At 68.0% G+C, this 13,512-nt stretch carries 13 protein-coding genes; 5 read left to right on the top strand and 8 right to left on the bottom strand.

The window, feature by feature from the left end; translation table 11 throughout:
- Nucleotides 1-77: 77 nt before the first annotated feature.
- Together BBJ41_RS08775 and BBJ41_RS08770 are read right to left on the bottom strand one after the other, a co-directional pair.
- On the bottom strand, nucleotides 78-1,265 hold the full coding sequence (locus BBJ41_RS08775; RefSeq protein WP_069746184.1) for a UbiH/UbiF/VisC/COQ6 family ubiquinone biosynthesis hydroxylase: 1,188 nt from the start codon (nucleotides 1,263-1,265) through the stop codon (nucleotides 78-80).
- A 70-nt stretch (nucleotides 1,266-1,335) separates the two neighbouring features.
- Entirely contained in the window at nucleotides 1,336-2,733 is a 1,398-nt protein-coding gene (locus tag BBJ41_RS08770) for an aminopeptidase P N-terminal domain-containing protein (protein WP_069746183.1), read from the bottom strand.
- 186 nt (nucleotides 2,734-2,919) lie between these two features.
- On the opposite strand from BBJ41_RS08770, the gene BBJ41_RS08765 reads away from it, so the two are divergent.
- Nucleotides 2,920-3,531 (top strand): glutathione S-transferase family protein, encoded by a 612-nt coding sequence (locus tag BBJ41_RS08765; protein ID WP_069747637.1) that lies wholly within the window; start codon nucleotides 2,920-2,922, stop codon nucleotides 3,529-3,531.
- Nucleotides 3,532-3,635: 104 nt separating this feature from the next.
- On the opposite strand, the gene BBJ41_RS08760 is transcribed toward BBJ41_RS08765, so the two are convergent.
- The 3 genes from BBJ41_RS08760 to BBJ41_RS08750 all read right to left on the bottom strand — a co-directional run bounded on the left by BBJ41_RS08760 (nucleotide 3,636) and on the right by BBJ41_RS08750 (nucleotide 7,034).
- Nucleotides 3,636-5,255: an FMN-binding glutamate synthase family protein gene (locus BBJ41_RS08760; protein ID WP_069746182.1), complete on the bottom strand. Its 1,620-nt coding sequence runs from the start codon at nucleotides 5,253-5,255 to the stop codon at nucleotides 3,636-3,638.
- A 118-nt stretch (nucleotides 5,256-5,373) separates the two neighbouring features.
- Complete coding sequence (gene mnmA / locus BBJ41_RS08755) at nucleotides 5,374-6,528, bottom strand: tRNA 2-thiouridine(34) synthase MnmA (protein ID WP_069746181.1); 1,155 nt, start codon at nucleotides 6,526-6,528, stop codon at nucleotides 5,374-5,376.
- Nucleotides 6,525-7,034 carry an NUDIX hydrolase gene (locus BBJ41_RS08750; RefSeq protein ID WP_069746180.1) on the bottom strand — a complete coding sequence of 170 codons (510 nt, stop codon included), beginning with the start codon at nucleotides 7,032-7,034 and terminating at the stop codon, nucleotides 6,525-6,527. Before BBJ41_RS08750 ends, mnmA begins: the two co-directional genes overlap by 4 nt.
- A gap of 279 nt (nucleotides 7,035-7,313) precedes the next feature.
- Between BBJ41_RS08750 and BBJ41_RS08745 the strand changes: the two genes are divergently transcribed.
- The 3 genes from BBJ41_RS08745 to BBJ41_RS08735 are packed head-to-tail and all read left to right on the top strand — an operon-like array spanning nucleotide 7,314 to nucleotide 10,233.
- Nucleotides 7,314-8,453 carry a Re/Si-specific NAD(P)(+) transhydrogenase subunit alpha gene (locus BBJ41_RS08745; protein WP_069746179.1) on the top strand — a complete coding sequence of 380 codons (1,140 nt, stop codon included), beginning with the start codon at nucleotides 7,314-7,316 and terminating at the stop codon, nucleotides 8,451-8,453.
- Between the two features lie 11 nt (nucleotides 8,454-8,464).
- Complete coding sequence (locus tag BBJ41_RS08740; protein WP_069746178.1) at nucleotides 8,465-8,782, top strand: NAD(P) transhydrogenase subunit alpha part 2; 318 nt, start codon at nucleotides 8,465-8,467, stop codon at nucleotides 8,780-8,782.
- Nucleotides 8,779-10,233 carry an NAD(P)(+) transhydrogenase (Re/Si-specific) subunit beta gene (locus tag BBJ41_RS08735; RefSeq protein WP_069746177.1) on the top strand — a complete coding sequence of 485 codons (1,455 nt, stop codon included), beginning with the start codon at nucleotides 8,779-8,781 and terminating at the stop codon, nucleotides 10,231-10,233. The genes BBJ41_RS08740 and BBJ41_RS08735 overlap by 4 nt, the downstream gene beginning before the upstream one ends.
- Nucleotides 10,234-10,321: 88 nt before the next feature.
- Here the strand turns inward: BBJ41_RS08735 and BBJ41_RS08730 are convergent, their stop codons facing one another.
- Entirely contained in the window at nucleotides 10,322-11,242 is a 921-nt protein-coding gene (locus BBJ41_RS08730; protein ID WP_069746176.1) for a LysR family transcriptional regulator, read from the bottom strand.
- Between the two features lie 80 nt (nucleotides 11,243-11,322).
- Between BBJ41_RS08730 and BBJ41_RS08725 the strand changes: the two genes are divergently transcribed.
- Nucleotides 11,323-12,246, top strand: coding sequence for a carbon-nitrogen hydrolase family protein (locus BBJ41_RS08725; protein ID WP_069746175.1), 924 nt, complete (start codon nucleotides 11,323-11,325; stop codon nucleotides 12,244-12,246).
- 79 nt (nucleotides 12,247-12,325) lie between these two features.
- On the opposite strand, the gene BBJ41_RS08720 is transcribed toward BBJ41_RS08725, so the two are convergent.
- Nucleotides 12,326-13,012, bottom strand: coding sequence for a helix-turn-helix transcriptional regulator (locus tag BBJ41_RS08720; protein WP_069746174.1), 687 nt, complete (start codon nucleotides 13,010-13,012; stop codon nucleotides 12,326-12,328).
- A gap of 73 nt (nucleotides 13,013-13,085) precedes the next feature.
- Nucleotides 13,086-13,484, bottom strand: a complete 399-nt coding sequence (locus tag BBJ41_RS08715; RefSeq protein ID WP_069746173.1) for a VOC family protein — start codon at nucleotides 13,482-13,484, stop codon at nucleotides 13,086-13,088.
- Between the last annotated feature and the right edge of the window lie 28 nt (nucleotides 13,485-13,512).

The following is a 13,512-nucleotide window of genomic DNA, read 5'->3' as shown; positions in this document are numbered from 1 at the left end:
TTACCGTATTCCCATGCCCCGCCGATTTGACCCGGTTTGTGCGGTCCGGCAGTGCGTACCGCGCGGTGCGCGGCGCGTCAGTTGCGCTGGCCGAACATCATCTGGCGCGCGATCACCTTCTTGAGCGGCGGCACGAATTCGAGCGCGGTGAGCGCGGCGCCGCGCAGCAGCGGGAGCGGGCCCGAGTCGATCGTGAACAGTCGCGCGAGCGTGTCGGTCGCGCCGATCGTGAAGCGCCGGTCGAGCGCACGGCGCGCGTTGAAGGTCGCGAGCGCGGTCGCTTCGAAACCTTGCGCGGACAGCGTGTCGACGAGCGTATGCGCATCGCGCAGCCCGAGGTTGAGCCCCTGGCCCGCGACGGGGTGCAGGGTTTGCGCGGCGTTGCCGATGATCGCGACACGGCCGTTCACGAGCGTCTGCGCGGCGTTTAGCCCGAGCGGGAATGACGCGCGGCCCGCGATCGCGACGAAGTGGCCCATGCGTTCGCCGAACGCGCTGCCGAGTTCGCGCAGGAACACATCGTCGGGCAGCGCGGCGCGGCGCGCCGCTTCGCCGGGCGTGCAGCACCAGACGAGCGCGTAGTCGGCCTGGCGCGGCCCGCCGAGCGGCAGCAAGGCGAGCGGGCCTTCGTGCGTGAAGCGCTCCCATGCGACGTTCGGGCGCGGTGCGGAGACCGTGACCGTGCCGACGATCGCGGTCTGCCCGTAGTCGCGGCGATGCTTGCCGGTGTCGGCCTGCTGTTCGTGGAACAGCCCGCCTTCTGCGTTGATGACGATGCGCGCGCGCAGCGTGCGCTCGCCCTGCGGGCCGTCGAGCGTCAGCGTGACGCCATCGGCATCCTGCTGCGGTGCGCGCGCGGTGGTCGACGTGAGCCAGTCGACACGCGTGCCGCGCACGGCGCCCGCGAGCGCCTGCACGAGCGAGCCGTAGCGCACAACGTAGCCGAGCGCGGCGAGGTCATGTTCGTCGCGATCGATCAGCGTGCGGCCGAAATGGCCACGCTGCGACACGTGGATATGCTCGATCGGCGTCGCGTCGGCAGGCCACGCGAGCGTGTCGAGCAGCACGCGGCTGCCGTGCGACACGGCGATCGCGCGCGGGTCGTTCGTGCTCGCGACCGGTTCGCGCGCATCGATCAGCGCGATCGACGCGTGCTGCGTGGCGCTGCGGCGCGCGAGCCAGCCGGCGAGCGCGAGCCCGACGGGGCCCGCGCCGACGATGGCGAGGTCGTAGTCCGGCGTGGCCGGGGAGGAAGCGGTCGTCATCTTGATTCGTGAAACGGAGGTAACGGTCGGCGCCGGCGCACCGGCGGCGCGGCGAGGATGCGGCAGCCGCTCATGCGCCGTGCGCCGCGCCCGCGCGCATCAGCGCTTCGATTTCGTCGGCGGCGACGGGCACGCCGCGCGTGATCAGCTCGCAGCCGTGCTCGCGCACGATCGCGTCGTCCTCGATGCGGATGCCGATGTTCCAGTACTCGGGCGGCACGTCGTCGGCGGCGCGCACGTACAGGCCGGGCTCGACCGTCAGCGTCATGCCGGGCTTCAGCGTGCGCCACGGCAGCGCGCCGTTGTCGTCGCGCTCGGCCAGCCGCTCGCGGTAGTCGCCGCAATCGTGTACGTCCATCCCGATCCAGTGGCCCGTGCGGTGCATGTAGAAACGCGTGTACGCGCGTTCGGCGATCACGTCGTCGACGTTCGAGAAGTGTGTTTTCGGGATGATGCCGGTGTCGAGCAGCCCCTGCGCGAGCACGCGCACGGCCGCATCGTGCGGCGCCTCGAACGGCACGCCCGCGCGCGTCGCATCGACCGCGGCCTGCTGCGCGGCGAGCACGATGTCGTACAGCGTGCGTTGCGCGGGCGAGAAGCGCCCGTTGGCCGGGAACGTGCGCGTGATGTCCGACGCGTAGCCGTCGAGTTCGCACGCGGCGTCGATCAGGATCAGGTCGCCGTCTTTCGCGGCCGCGTTGCCGGCCGGGTAGTGCAGCACGCACGCATTCGCGCCGGCCGCGACGATCGAGCCGTATGCGGGCGCCTGCGCGCCGTGCTTGCGGAACGTGTACAGCAGTTCGGCCTCGAGTTCGTATTCGCGGATGCCGGGGCGGCATGCCTGCATCGCGCGGCGGTGCGCGAGCGCGGAGATGTGCGCGGCGCGCATCATGATCGCGAGTTCGTGCTCGTCCTTCACGAGCCGCATGTCGTCGACGAGCGGCGTGAGGTCGAGCATCGCGTCCGGCGCGGCGACGCCCGTGCGCGCCTGCGCGCGCACCGCGTCGAGCCAGCCCGCGAGCCGGCGTTCGAAATCGGTCGATGCGCCGAACCGGTAGTGCACGGTGCCCGCGTCGGCGAGCAGGCGCGGCATTTCGGTGTCGATCACGTCGACGGCGAACGCCGCGTCGAAGCCGAACGCGTCGCGCGCGGCTTCGGGCCCGTAGTGGAAGCCTTCCCAGATCTCGCGGTCGGCATTCTTGCCGCGGCAGAACAGGACCGACTCCGGCGCGCCGTGCGGCGCGGCCGCGTTCAGCACGAGCACGGCATCCGGCTCGGTGAAGCCCGTCAGGTAGTAGAAGTAGCTGTCGTGCCGGTACGGATAATCCGTATCGCGGTTACGCGGCACTTCCGGCGCGGTGGGGACGATGGCGACGCCGCCGCCGGCGGCGCGCAGTGCGGCAAGCACGCGTTCACGGCGCTGGCGGTAGACGTCGACGGCGATGGCGGTATCGAGGGGCGCATTCATCGTGCGATTGTAGCGCCGCCGGACGCGGCGCGTGAGAGGCGCGGCTGCAAGCCGCGCCGGAAGGCCCTCACGACGGCTGTTGCAAACCATCCACAGGCCGGCCGGGCGATTTTCTGTCGCGCGACGCTGGCCGGTTATGATCGGCGACAACGTATACTCTCGGCGGTTCCCTTAAAAAGGCAGATGATGAAATTAATCGGTTCGCTCGGCAGCCCGTACGTCAGAAAGGCGCGGATCGTGCTTGCTGAAAAGAAGATCGACTACAAGCTGGAGCTCGAGAACGTGTGGGCGCCGGAGACGGATATTCATGCGTCGAATCCGCTCGGCAAGGTCCCGTGCCTCGTGATGGAGGATGGTGCCGCGGTGTTCGATTCCCGCGTGATCTGCGAATACGTCGATACGCTGTCGCCGGTCGGCAAGCTGATTCCGCCGTCGGGCCGCGAGCGCGTCGAAGTGCGCTGCTGGGAAGCGCTGGGCGACGGCGTGCTCGACGCGGCAGTCGCGATTCGTCTCGAACACACGCTGCGCGACGAGGCGCAGCGCAGCGCGAGCTGGATCGCGCGCCAGCAGCGCAAGATCGACGATGCGCTCGTCGCGATGTCGCAGGGTCTCGGCGGCAAGACGTGGTGCGTCGGTAATCATTACACGCTCGCCGACATCGCACTCGGCTGCGCGCTCGGCTATCTCGACTTCCGGATGCCCGAGCTCAACTGGCGCGACCGCCATCCGAACCTCGACAAGCACTTCGTGAAGCTGATGCAGCGGCAGTCGTTCGCCGACACGCTGCCGCAGAACTGAACCGCAACCGGCCGCGTATTCACGCATTCGGCAGACAAAAGAAAAGCGCCCCGCGGGGCGCTTTTCTTTTTGCCGGGCCACTCGGGGCAGAGCGGTCGCAGGCGTTACTCGATCGACGCGTAGACGGCTTCGCCTAGCGTGAACGAATCGCTGCGCGCGATCGGCCACCACTTGTCGTACAGCGTGAAGCCGCAGGTGTGGCCGTCGAGCAGCGCGCCGGGCTTCAGGTACTTCAGCAACTGCGACATCAGCCGGACTTCATGCGGTGCGATGCGCTGCACGATGTGATGCGCGCGCAGCTCCGACGGATGCGCGAGGCCGGCCGCCTGCACGAGCTCCTGCAGCGCATGCAGCGTGTTGCGGTGGAAGTTGTACACGCGGTCGGCCTTGTCGGGCACGACGAGCGCGCGCTGGCGCACCGGGTCCTGCGTCGCGACGCCGGTCGGGCAACGGCCCGTGTGGCAGGTCTGCGCCTGGATGCAGCCGACCGCGAACATGAAGCCGCGCGCCGAGTTCACCCAGTCCGCGCCGATCGCGAGCGTGCGCGCGACGTCGAACGCGGTGATGATCTTGCCGCTCGCGCCGATCTTCACGCGATCGCGCACGCCGATCCCGACGAGCGTGTTGTGCACGAGCAGCAGCCCTTCCTGCAGCGGCACGCCGACGTGGTCGGTGAATTCGAGCGGCGCGGCGCCCGTGCCGCCTTCCGCGCCGTCGACGACGATGAAGTCCGGCACGATGCCCGTCTCGATCATCGCCTTCGCGATCCCGAAGAATTCCCACGGATGGCCGACGCACAGCTTGAAGCCGGTCGGCTTGCCGCCCGACAGCGTGCGCAGCCGTTCGACGAATTCGAGCAGCCCGCGCGGCGTCGAGAATTCCGAGTGCGTCGCGGGCGAGATGCAGTCCTTGCCCATCGGCACACCGCGCGTCTCGGCGATCTCGGGCGTGATCTTCGCGGCCGGCAGCACGCCGCCGTGGCCCGGCTTCGCACCCTGCGACAGCTTGATCTCGATCATCTTGACCTGCGGATCGGCGGCCTGCTTCGCGAACTTGTCGGGGTTGAACGTGCCGTCGTCGTTGCGGCAGCCGAAGTAGCCGGACGCGATTTCCCAGATGATGTCGCCGCCGTTCTCGCGGTGGTACTTCGACAGCGAGCCTTCGCCGGTGTCGTGCGCGAATCCGCCTTTCTTCGCGCCGAGGTTCAGCGAGCGGATCGCGTTCGCGGACAGCGAGCCGAAGCTCATCGCCGAGATGTTGAAGATCGAGATGTCGTACGGTTGCGCGCGATTCGCGCCCACGCGGATGCGGAAATCGTGGTTCGGCAGCTTCGTCGGCGCGAGCGAGTGGCTGATCCATTCGTGCGCGATGGCCTTCACGTTCAGCTCGGTGCCGTACGGGCGATTGTCGGCCACGTTCTTCGCGCGCTGGTAGACGAGGCTGCGCTGCGCGCGCGAGAACGGTTTTTCGTCGGTGTCGTCCTCGACGAAGTACTGACGGATCTCGGGGCGGATGAATTCGAACAGGAAGCGGAAGTGGCCCCAGAGCGGATAGTTGCGCAGGATCGCGTGACGGTCCTGTTTAAGGTCGTACAGGCCGAGTGCGACGAGGGCGGCGGGGATGATGATCCACAGCCAGGAAAGCACGTGGATCGACGCGAGCGCAACCGCCGCGACGAGCAGCAGGATGGCACACCACATCGCCAGATAGCGTCGTGAAAGCATGGGGACTCCGTAAGAATCTTGAAATACCGCCATGCGTGCGCTGCGCGGCGGTCTGCCGGCCTCGGCGGAATCGTGTTCTGCCGGGCGCGGCGTGCCGCAAGTCTAAACCGAATATGTGTCAGCGTGCGTCGGCGAGCGCCGGCGCGTGGCCTTGCGCGGGCGCGGACTGGCTGGTCGCCGCCGATTCGATGATGCCGCCGCCGAGGCAGATCTCGCCGTCGTACAGCACCGCCGACTGGCCGGGTGTGACGGCCCATTGCGCGTTGTCGAACGCGAGCGAGAAGCGCGCTTCGCCTTCCGGGCCGATCGCGGCCCGGTCGAACGTGCACGCCGCATCGGCCTGCCGGTAACGCGTCTTCGCACCGCACGCGAAGCCTGCCGCCGGCGGCTCGCCGGCGACCCAGCTCACGTTGCCGGCGACGAGCTGCCGCGACAGCAGCCACGGGTGATCGTGGCCCTGCACGACGTACAGCGTGTTCGACGCGATGTCCTTCGCGGCGACGAACCACGGTTCGCCGCTGCCGTCCTTGCTGCCGCCGAGGCCGATGCCCTTGCGCTGGCCGAACGTGTAGAACGCGAGGCCGATGTGCTCGCCGACGATCTTGCCGTCCGGCGTCTTCATCGGGCCGGGTTTGGTCGGAAGATAGCGGTTCAGGAAATCGCGGAACGGCCGTTCGCCGATGAAACAGATGCCCGTCGAATCCTTCTTCTTCGCGTTCGGCAGCCCGATTTGCGCGGCAATCTCGCGCACCTTGGTCTTCGGAATCTCGCCGAGCGGGAACATCGTCTTCGACAGTTGCGCCTGGTTCAGCCGGTGCAGGAAGTACGACTGGTCTTTCGTATGATCGAAGGCCTTCAGCAGTTCGAAGCGCCCGTCGCGTTCGCGCACGCGCGCATAGTGGCCGGTCGCGATCATTTCCGCGTCGAGCGACATCGCGTGATCGAGGAACGCCTTGAACTTGATTTCCGCGTTGCACAGCACGTCGGGGTTCGGCGTGCGGCCGGCCGAATATTCGCGCAGGAACTCCGCGAACACGCGGTCCTTGTATTCGGACGCGAAGTTGACGGCTTCCACGTCGATGCCGATCAGGTCGGCCACCGACACGACGTCGATCCAGTCCTGGCGCGTCGAGCAGTATTCGCCGTCGTCGTCGTCTTCCCAGTTCTTCATGAACAGGCCGACCACGTCGTAACCCTGTTCCTTCAGCAGCCACGCGGTCACCGACGAATCGACGCCGCCCGACATGCCCACCACTACACGGCGCTTGCTCATTTGTTGACCGCCTGACGTTCGAATGCTTCGGGGCGCGGCGCGACCGAATGCGTGTGCACGAAATCGAGCGGAATGCGCCGCCCGGCGAGGTAGTCGTCGACGCAGCGCATCACCGCGGGCGAGCGGTGGCGCTCGCTGCACGCGCGCAGTTCGTCGGCCGTCATCCACAGCGTGCGGACGATGCCTTCGTCGAGCACGTGGCCCGCGGCCGGCTCGTCGGCCGTGCCGCAGAACGTGAAGCGCAGGTAGGTCGCGCCGGCGGTGCCGGGGCGGTCGTAGTGCGCGAGATAGACGCCGACGAGTGCGTCGGGCGTGAACGGATGCGCGGTTTCCTCGAGCGTCTCGCGGATCACGGCGTCGGCCAGCGTTTCGCCGGCTTCGAGATGGCCTGCCGGCTGATTGATGCGCAGGCCCGACGAGGTTTCTTCCTCGATCATGAGAAACCGGCCGGCGCGCTCGACGAGCGCGGCGACCGTCACATGCGGGGTCCAGATTTCGGGTTTCATGGTTCGGCATTTTACCGGTTGCGCCCGAACGCTGCCGGGCGTTTGGTTAGACGAATCCGACCCCTGCAAATCGTCCGTCCCGCCGATGCGCGGCGGCGCGCGCCGGGCTAATGTCGCAATCTCGCACGATCGTGCGGAATGTGCTGGCGCGACCATCGCTTTCGGTTAAAGTGCAGCGTAATCGCCGTTGCCCGTGAGCCGGTAAGTCAGCCTGTCCGGCTCGTTGTGCAGTAAAAATCGCAAGAAAAGAAATACTGACAATGACTGGAGGAACCAACGATGCATATTGGAGTGCCTGCTGAAACGCGGGCGAACGAGGCGCGTGTGGCTGCGACGCCGGAAACCGTGAAGAAATACGCGGCTGCCGGCCATCGCGTCAGTATCGCGAAAGGGGCCGGCATCGCAGCCAGCTATCCCGACGAAGCCTATGCGGCCGCCGGCGCCGAATTGACCGACCAGTCGGCTGCTTTTGATGCCGACATCGTGCTCAAGGTCCAGGCGCCCACCGACGCCGAACTGCCATCGCTGAAGCGCGGCTCCGTGCTGGTCGGCATGCTCGAGCCGTTCAACGCGGAGCAGGCGGCGAAACTCGCCGCAGCCGGCGTGACCGGCTTCGCGCTCGAAGCCGCGCCGCGCACAACGCGCGCGCAGAGTCTCGACGTGCTGTCCTCACAGGCGAACATCGCGGGCTACAAGGCCGTGCTGGTCGCGGCGGCGCTGTATCCGCGCTTCTTCCCGATGCTGATGACGGCGGCGGGCACGGTGAAGGCCGCGCGCGTGCTGATTCTCGGCGCGGGCGTCGCAGGTCTGCAGGCGATCGCGACCGCGAAGCGGCTGGGCGCGGTGATCGAGGCCTCCGACGTGCGGCCGGCCGTGAAGGAGCAGATCGAATCGCTCGGCGCGAAATTCCTCGACGTCCCGTTCGAAACCGACGAAGAGCGCGAAGCCGCGCAGGGTGTCGGCGGCTATGCGCGCCCGATGCCGCCGTCGTGGCTCGGCCGCCAGGCCGCGCTCGTGCACGAGCGCGCGAAGCAGGCCGACATCGTGATCACCACCGCGCTGATTCCCGGGCGCCCGGCGCCGACGCTGATCTCGGTCGAAACCGCGCAGTCGATGAAGCCCGGCTCGGTGCTCGTCGATCTCGCGGCCGGCCGCGGCCCGGAATTCGACGGCAGGAAGAGCGGCAACTGCCCGCTGACGGTCGCCGACCAGGTGATCGTGCACAACGGCGTGACGATCGCCGGCTACACGAACCTCGCATCGATGGTCGCGTCGGACGCGTCCGCGCTGTACGCGCGCAACCTGCTCGACTTCATGAAGCTGATCGTCACGAAGGAAGGCACGCTGAACATCGACCTGACCGACGACATCGTCGCCGCGACGCTGCTGTGCCGCGACGGCGAAGTCACGCGCAAATAACGGAGGAGACCATGGAAGTCATCAATCACACGGTGATCAACGTGATCATCTTCGTGCTGGCGGTGTACGTCGGCTACCACGTGGTGTGGAACGTCACGCCGGCGCTGCATACGCCGCTGATGGCCGTGACCAACGCGATCTCGGCGATCGTGATCGTCGGCGCGATGCTCGCGGCGGCGCTCACCGTCGGCGTGACCGGCAAGTTCTTCGGCACGCTCGCGGTCGCGCTCGCGGCCGTCAACGTGTTCGGCGGCTTTCTCGTGACGAGGCGAATGCTAGAGATGTTCCGCAAGAAGGAGCCGAAGGCGGCGAAGGGGGGCGCGCGATGAGCATGAACGTCGTTACGCTGCTGTACCTCATCGCATCGGTGTGCTTCATCCAGGCGCTGAAAGGCCTGTCGAACCCGAAGAGCGCACGGCGCGGCAACCTGTTCGGGATGGTCGGGATGGCCATCGCGATCCTCACGACGGTCGCGCTGATCGTCAAGCAGGCGGCCTGGCTCGGCGCGAACCTTCCGCTCGGCCTTGCGCTGGTGCTCGGCGCGCTGATCGTCGGCGGCGGGGTCGGGGCATTCGTCGCCGCGCGCGTCGAGATGACGAAGATGCCGGAACTCGTCGCGGCGATGCACTCGCTGATCGGTCTCGCGGCCGTGTGCATCGCGTATGCGGTGGTGTCGGAGCCGGAAGCGTTCGGGCTCGTGCCGCAGGACGCCGTCGCCGCGAACTTCATCCCGTACGGCAACCGTGTCGAGCTGTTCATCGGCACGTTCGTCGGCGCGATCACGTTCTCCGGTTCGGTGATCGCGTTCGGCAAGCTGTCGGGCAAGTACAAGTTCCGGCTGTTCCAGGGCGCGCCGGTCGTGTACGCAGGCCAGCACCTGATCAACCTGATGCTCGCGATCGCGATGCTCGGCTTCGGCATCCTGTTCGTCATCACGCAGGCGTGGCTGCCGTTCATCATCATGACGGCGATCGCGTTCGTGCTCGGCGTGCTGATCATCATCCCGATCGGCGGCGCGGACATGCCGGTGGTCGTGTCGATGCTGAACTCGTACTCGGGCTGGGCGGCGGCCGGCATCGGCTTCTCGCTGAACAACGCGATGCTGATCATTGCAGGCTCGCTGGTCGGCTCGTCGGGTGCGATCCTGTCGTACATCATGTGCCACGCGATGAACCGCTCGTTCTTCAACGTGATCCTGGGCGGCTTCGGCGGCGAGGCGTCGGCCGGCGGTGCGGCGGGTGCGCAGGAGCAGCGCCCGGTGAAGTCGGGTTCGGCCGAGGATGCGTCGTTCATGCTCGGCAACGCGGAATCGGTCGTGATCGTGCCGGGCTACGGGCTGGCCGTTGCCCGTGCGCAGCACGCGCTGAAGGAGTTGACCGACAAGCTGATCGAGAAGGGTGTCGACGTGCGCTACGCGATCCACCCGGTTGCCGGGCGGATGCCGGGGCACATGAACGTGCTGCTCGCGGAAGCGGAAGTGCCGTACGACATCGTGTTCGAGATGGAGGACATCAACGGCGAGATGGGCCAGGCCGACGTGGTGCTGGTGCTCGGCGCGAACGACGTGGTGAACCCGGCCGCGAAGAACGATCCGAAATCGCCGATCGCGGGGATGCCGATCATCGAGGCGTACAAGGCGCGCACGGTGATCGTCAACAAGCGTTCGATGGCGGCCGGCTACGCGGGCCTCGACAACGACCTGTTCTACATGGACAAGACGATGATGGTCTTCGGCGATGCGAAGAAGGTCATCGAGGACATGGTGAAGGCCGTCGAGTAACGCACGCACCGGCCATGCGCCCGCCTGCCTCGATTCGCAGGCGGCGCGACCGGAAAGGCCCGACCGGCGCAAGCCGGCCGGGCTTTTTTCATGGCGCGACGATGCGCGCGACGCAGGCGGCGATCGTGTCGCGTACGCGCACGATCGCCGGGTCGCGCTGCGTGCTCGTGCGCCAGCCGATTTCCACCGGGTAACGCGGCAGCTCGACCGGGCACGCGAGCGCACGCAGCGACGCCGAATGCGCGATCGCGCGCGCCGCGTGCGCGGGAATCGTCGCCACCGCGTCGGAGCCGGCGAGCAGGTACGGCAGCGCGGCGAAATGCGTGGTCGATGCCGCGACGTGCCGCTTGTGGCCGAGCGCAGCCAGCGCTTCGTCGACGATCCCGATCACGCCGCCCGACGACACGAGCAGGTGGTCGCGTCGCAGGAAATCGGCGAGCGTGAGCGTGCGGGGCGGCCGCGCGCGGCCGGCCGGATCGATCAGGCACGCATAGCCGCCCGTTGCGACCGCGCGCCGGCTGAGCCCGTTCGCGGAGAAACCGCCCGACGCGATCGCGAGATCGACGCCGTGCCGCAGCAGCGCGTCGCCGGCGATGCCGCTGTGCGTTTGCCGGAAGATCAGCCGGATGCCGGCGGCTTCCCGCGCGACCGCATCGATCAGCGCGCGGCCGAGCGCGATCTCGAAGTCGTCGGACAGCCCGATCGAGATCGTGCGGCCGACGCGGTCGCCGCCGTCGGCGGCTATTGCGAGGCTCTCGCGGCAGCGGTCGAGCGCGTCGGACAGGATCGGCTTGAGTTCGTCCGCGCGCGGTGTCGGCGCGAGCCCGCGGCCGGTGCGCACGAACAGCGGATCGGCGTAGATCACGCGCAACCGCGCGAGCGCGGCGCTGACGGCCGACTGCGTGAGGTCGAGCCGCAGCGCCGCGCGGCTCGCGCCGCCTTCCTCGTACAGTGCCTCGAATACCTTCAGCAGGTTCAGGTCGAGGCTGGCGATATCATCCACGTTCATGACAGATATCTTTCTATCGATTTGATCGATGACATCTTATCGATAAAGATGGCGGCATCCCATTCACCGGAGACGCCTTCATGTCCACATCCGTCATCGCCGCGCTGCAGATCGGTGCATCGCCTGCCGGCACGCGCGCCACACTCGATACGATCCTCGGTTACGAAACCGCGATCCGCGACAGCGGCGCGTCGCTTGTCGTGCTGCCCGAGGCCGTGCTCGGTGGTTATCCGAAAGGCGAGATCTTCGGCACGCGGCTCGGCTACCGGCTGCCCGAAGGCCGCGACGCGTACGCGCGCTACGCCGCGCAGGCGATCGACGTGCCGGGGCCGGAAACCGACGAACTGGCCGCGCTGTCGCAGCGCACGGGGGCGAGCCTCGTGGTCGGCGTGATCGAGCGCGGCGGCAGCACGCTGTACTGCACGGCGCTGTTCTTCGATCCGCGCGACGGGCTCGTCGCGAAGCACCGCAAGCTGATGCCGACCGGCACCGAGCGGTTGATCTGGGGGCAGGGCGACGGCTCGACGCTGCCCGTCGTCGAGACGGCCGCAGGCCGCGCGGGCGCCGCGATCTGCTGGGAGAACCACATGCCGCTGCTGCGCTGCGCGATGTATGCGAAAGGCGTGCAGATCTGGTGCGCGCCGACCGTCGACGAGCGCGATCTGTGGCAAAGCTCGATGCGGCACATCGCGCACGAGGGGCGCTGCTTTGTCGTGAGCGCGTGCCAGGTGCAGCCGTCGCCGCGCGCGCTCGGCATCGACGTGCCGGGCTGGGACCCCGAGCGGCCGCTGATCCGCGGCGGCAGCGTGATCGTCGGGCCGCTCGGCGACCTGCTGACGGAGCCGCTGATCGGCGAGGCCGGGCTCGTGACCGCACATATCGATACCGACGAGCTCGTGCGCGCGCGTTACGACTTCGACGTCGTCGGGCACTACGCGCGCGCCGACGTGTTTTCGCTGCACGTCGACGAGCGGCCGAAGCGGCCGGTGGTGTTCAGCGGGTAGGGAAAAAAGGGCCGGCCGCAGCGCGGCGGCTTGGTGAACGAACGGCGGCGGCGCGCAGCCGTTCGTTCACCGTCGTGCGTCAGCGCATCGGCGCTTCCGCGATCCGCATGTAGTCGGCGATCCGCCGTCCTTCCATGTCCGGAAACTGCTCGTGCACGGTGATGTCGCCCATCCGCGCGATGTCGAAGGTGCGGAAATCGTCGCGCAGCTCGCACCACGCGCCGATCGTCCAGCGCCCGCCCCAGTAGACGAGCCCGAGCGGCCACACGCGGCGTTGCGAATGCGCGCCGAGCCGGTCGCGGTAGCCGAAGCTGACGACGTGGCGCGTGTCGATGGCCTGGTGGATCGCGTCGACCTTCGCGCAAAACGTCTCGTCGATGTGGAACGACGGCGCGAACACGGGCAGGCGGTCGAGCGCGGTGCGCTTGTCGGCCGGCATCGCGGAGGCGATTTTCGCGAGCGCCGAGCGCGCGCCGCTCGCAAAGCGCGCACCGCCCCAGGTTTCGAGCATGCGCGCGCCGGTGGCGAGCGCTGCGAGCTCCTCGGCCGTGAACGTGAGCGGCGGCAGGCTCGCGTTGCGGTTCAGCCGGTAGCCGATGCCGGCTTCGCCTTCGATCGGCACCCCTGACAGTTGCAGGTCGCGCACGTCGCGATAGACGGTGCGCGGCGACACCGACAGCCAGTCGGCAAGCTGCTGCGCGGTCGTGAGACGGCGCCCGCGCAACAGCTCGGCGATCTGGAACAGGCGGTCGGCACGGCGCGTCATGACGGCACCTCGATTCCTTGGGCAACGGGGACTTCGCGATGATAGCGCCGCGCGGCCCCGACAGCCGATGCGCTCAGTGGCATTTCGGCGCGTGCAGGCCGACGCGGTTGCCTTCGGTATCGATCAGGTAGCCGATGTAGCCGTAGTTGTTCGGCAGCTCGACGACCGAGCCCTGCACGATGCCGCCCGCGCGCTTCGCGCGGTCGAGCGCCGCGACGACCGACTCGCCGGCGTTCAGGTACACGAGCACACCGTTCACGCTCGGCTTCATCTGCTGCGGATCGAACACGATGCTGCCGCCCGTGCTCGATGCATCGCGATCGAACGTGGCCATCGGCACGCCGCCGATGACTGCGCGCTGCAGCGTCGTCTGCAGCACGGTTTCGTAAAAGCGGATCGCGCGGTCGAAATCGAGGGACGGAATGTCGAACCACGCGATCGCGCGTTCCTGGGTTGCAGTTGCGGACGTCATGACGAGCTCCTTGTTTTGTTCGGGTTCT

The organism is Burkholderia stabilis (assembly GCF_001742165.1).
Lineage (GTDB): Bacteria > Pseudomonadota > Gammaproteobacteria > Burkholderiales > Burkholderiaceae > Burkholderia > Burkholderia stabilis.
This window is presented reverse-complemented; position numbering and strand designations above follow the sequence as displayed.

Bases quoted from the DNA above. Each gene is read 5' to 3' on its own strand.
- BBJ41_RS08775 (WP_069746184.1), bottom strand. From the start codon at position 1,265: ATGACGACCGCTTCCTCCCCGGCCACGCCGGACTACGACCTCGCCATC.
- BBJ41_RS08770 (WP_069746183.1), bottom strand. From the start codon at position 2,733: ATGAATGCGCCCCTCGATACCGCCATCGCCGTCGACGTCTACCGCCAG.
- BBJ41_RS08765 (WP_069747637.1), top strand. From the start codon at position 2,920: ATGAAATTAATCGGTTCGCTCGGCAGCCCGTACGTCAGAAAGGCGCGG.
- BBJ41_RS08760 (WP_069746182.1), bottom strand. From the start codon at position 5,255: ATGCTTTCACGACGCTATCTGGCGATGTGGTGTGCCATCCTGCTGCTC.
- mnmA (WP_069746181.1), bottom strand. From the start codon at position 6,528: ATGAGCAAGCGCCGTGTAGTGGTGGGCATGTCGGGCGGCGTCGATTCG.
- BBJ41_RS08750 (WP_069746180.1), bottom strand. From the start codon at position 7,034: ATGAAACCCGAAATCTGGACCCCGCATGTGACGGTCGCCGCGCTCGTC.
- BBJ41_RS08745 (WP_069746179.1), top strand. From the start codon at position 7,314: ATGCATATTGGAGTGCCTGCTGAAACGCGGGCGAACGAGGCGCGTGTG.
- BBJ41_RS08740 (WP_069746178.1), top strand. From the start codon at position 8,465: ATGGAAGTCATCAATCACACGGTGATCAACGTGATCATCTTCGTGCTG.
- BBJ41_RS08735 (WP_069746177.1), top strand. From the start codon at position 8,779: ATGAGCATGAACGTCGTTACGCTGCTGTACCTCATCGCATCGGTGTGC.
- BBJ41_RS08730 (WP_069746176.1), bottom strand. From the start codon at position 11,242: ATGAACGTGGATGATATCGCCAGCCTCGACCTGAACCTGCTGAAGGTA.
- BBJ41_RS08725 (WP_069746175.1), top strand. From the start codon at position 11,323: ATGTCCACATCCGTCATCGCCGCGCTGCAGATCGGTGCATCGCCTGCC.
- BBJ41_RS08720 (WP_069746174.1), bottom strand. From the start codon at position 13,012: ATGACGCGCCGTGCCGACCGCCTGTTCCAGATCGCCGAGCTGTTGCGC.
- BBJ41_RS08715 (WP_069746173.1), bottom strand. From the start codon at position 13,484: ATGACGTCCGCAACTGCAACCCAGGAACGCGCGATCGCGTGGTTCGAC.